General features: G+C 39.3%; 3 protein-coding genes. 2 read left to right on the top strand and 1 reads right to left on the bottom strand.

Going from position 1 to position 2,074, the window contains the following annotated elements:
• Both Q0L68_RS19895 and moaA read left to right on the top strand, forming a co-directional pair.
• On the top strand, window positions 1-280 hold a 280-nt coding region (locus tag Q0L68_RS19895), incomplete at its 5' end, for a molybdopterin-binding protein (protein WP_296705986.1).
• A complete protein-coding gene (gene moaA, locus Q0L68_RS19890; protein ID WP_296705985.1) occupies window positions 267-1,280 on the top strand; it encodes a GTP 3',8-cyclase MoaA in 1,014 nt (337 codons plus the stop codon). The genes Q0L68_RS19895 and moaA, both read left to right, overlap by 14 nt.
• Before the next feature lie 318 nt (window positions 1,281-1,598).
• On the opposite strand, the gene Q0L68_RS19885 is transcribed toward moaA, so the two are convergent.
• The coding region (locus Q0L68_RS19885; protein WP_296705984.1) for a DUF1214 domain-containing protein at window positions 1,599-2,074 on the bottom strand (476 nt) is incomplete at its 5' end.

Below are 2,074 nucleotides of genomic sequence, written 5' to 3'. Positions count from 1 at the left end.
AGGAACAGGATTATCGAAGAGGGATGTGACTCCAGAAGCTTTGGAGCCGATTTTAGAACGAAGAATTCCAGGAATCGAGGAAGCAATCCGAAGTTATGGGCAAAAAATCATGCCTTATGCTATGCTCTCCAGATCGGTAGCAGGTACCATCGGTGATGCCTTGATTTTGGCTTTACCGGGATCCACCAACGGAGCAAAGGAATCAATGGATGCGGTTTTTCCGCATTTATTACACGTATTTAAAGTATTGAGAGGAACGCAACATGATGGAAAAGACTGAAAATCTTCAAGTTCTTAAAGATCAATTTGGTAGGAAACACGACTATCTCAGGATTTCTCTGATAGAGAAGTGCAATCTGCGTTGCAAGTATTGCATGCCTGAAGAGGGGATTCCTTTAACTCCCTCTAAGTTTATTATGAATGCCGAAGAGATCGAAAGTCTGACGAGAACTTTTGTAGGTCTTGGAGTTAAGAAAATCCGATTGACAGGAGGAGAACCACTGCTTCGAAAGGATTTTGAAGATATTTTAGAGCGGATTTCCCAGTTTCCAGTGGATCTTTCCATCACTACCAATGGAATTTTAGCAGATCGATTTTTACCTGTTTTCAAGAAGCATAATCTGAAAAAAGTCAACTTCAGCCTAGACACCCTGAAAGAGGAGCGTTTCAAGGAAATAACCCGACGCTCGGGATTTCAAAAGACGCTGGATAATCTGGACTTGTTTATCAGAGAAGGCTTTGAGGTGAAATTGAATATTGTTTTGATGAAGGGTCTAAATGATGATGAGGTCGTAGACTTTGTAAGATTCACGAAGGATTTACCGATTTCTGCCCGCTTTATTGAGTTTATGCCTTTTGATGGAAATAAATGGGATCGATCCAAAATGGTATCCGAGCAGGAAGTATTGGCGGCCGTAGGTTCGGCATTAGGTTCAGAGAATGTGTATGCCCTGCCTGATGAGCAAAATCTTACAGCAAGGAAATTTCAAATCAAGGGATTTATAGGAGATTTCGGAGTCATTTCTTCGGTAACCAATCCATTTTGTGGGACATGTAATCGTATTCGCCTGACAGCCAATGGAAAAATCAAGAACTGTCTTTTTTCAAACAGAGAGACCGATTTGTTAAGTGCTTTAAGAAAAGGCGAAGATGTGGAAAAACTTATTTTGGAATCCATTTACCATAAAAAAGCTGTTCGTGCCGGGATGGATAGTTTAGAAAAATTATCTGATCCTGATTTGCATTCCGATAATCGCAGTATGATTGCGATTGGGGGCTAAGGCTTTTTAGTATATTCTACCGGATTTTCGATAAGTAGGGTGATGTTATATTTCTCTTCAAGATTTTTTCTAATAGCTGGATTTGAAATCCTATGATTTGAGTTCAGGATTACATCCACGATGGCTATCGGGACCTGAACAGCTGGGTTATTTTTTCAGAATGGAAATTAAGCAAAAAAGAAGGAAACTCTGTAGGATGAGTTTCCTTCGGTAAATATGGTTAAGAATTTAGCTAGATTCTCTGTAATGGCTTTGGATTGTATTTTTTGTCGAAACTATTTTAAAAGAACCTTTTTAGCTGGTTATTGGTGGGTGTGGTTACTGAATTTTTTCAACTCCAGGAGGAAACCAATCCCCTTTGACCACATTTTCTTTTGGGCCATACATCCGAATTGTAAGATTGAAATCTTGTTCCTTAGGAGATGGAAGCCAATTCGATTTTGGCCATGCTGGATTGTAGGTAGGAGAAATGTAAATATTTAATCCGCCATCTTCTTCAAAATCCAATGGGGAATAATTATTAAAATTATAGCGGTCTAATTCATTGGCCACTACTCGATAGTTTGGAAAATCCACTAGGATAATCGACCAGAATGCATCCACACTGTTGATGGGTAAATTGTCCTTGTCAAATTTCAAAACATAGGTATTTCCTCCCCCTAATGTATTGTCTTCGTTATCTTTTGAGGCAATGAAATAAACCACTTCCTTGGGGCTATTTGCCCAAATTCCAACAAAATTGGCCGCTGTTCTTGTCCAATAGTTTCCATTGTATTCACCAGCATAGATGGTCG

The organism is Algoriphagus sp. (assembly GCF_024642405.1).
In the GTDB taxonomy this organism is placed as follows: Bacteria; Bacteroidota; Bacteroidia; order Cytophagales; family Cyclobacteriaceae; genus Algoriphagus.
The sequence above is the reverse complement of the archived record's forward strand: the minus strand, read 5'-3'. Positions and strand labels throughout refer to the sequence as shown.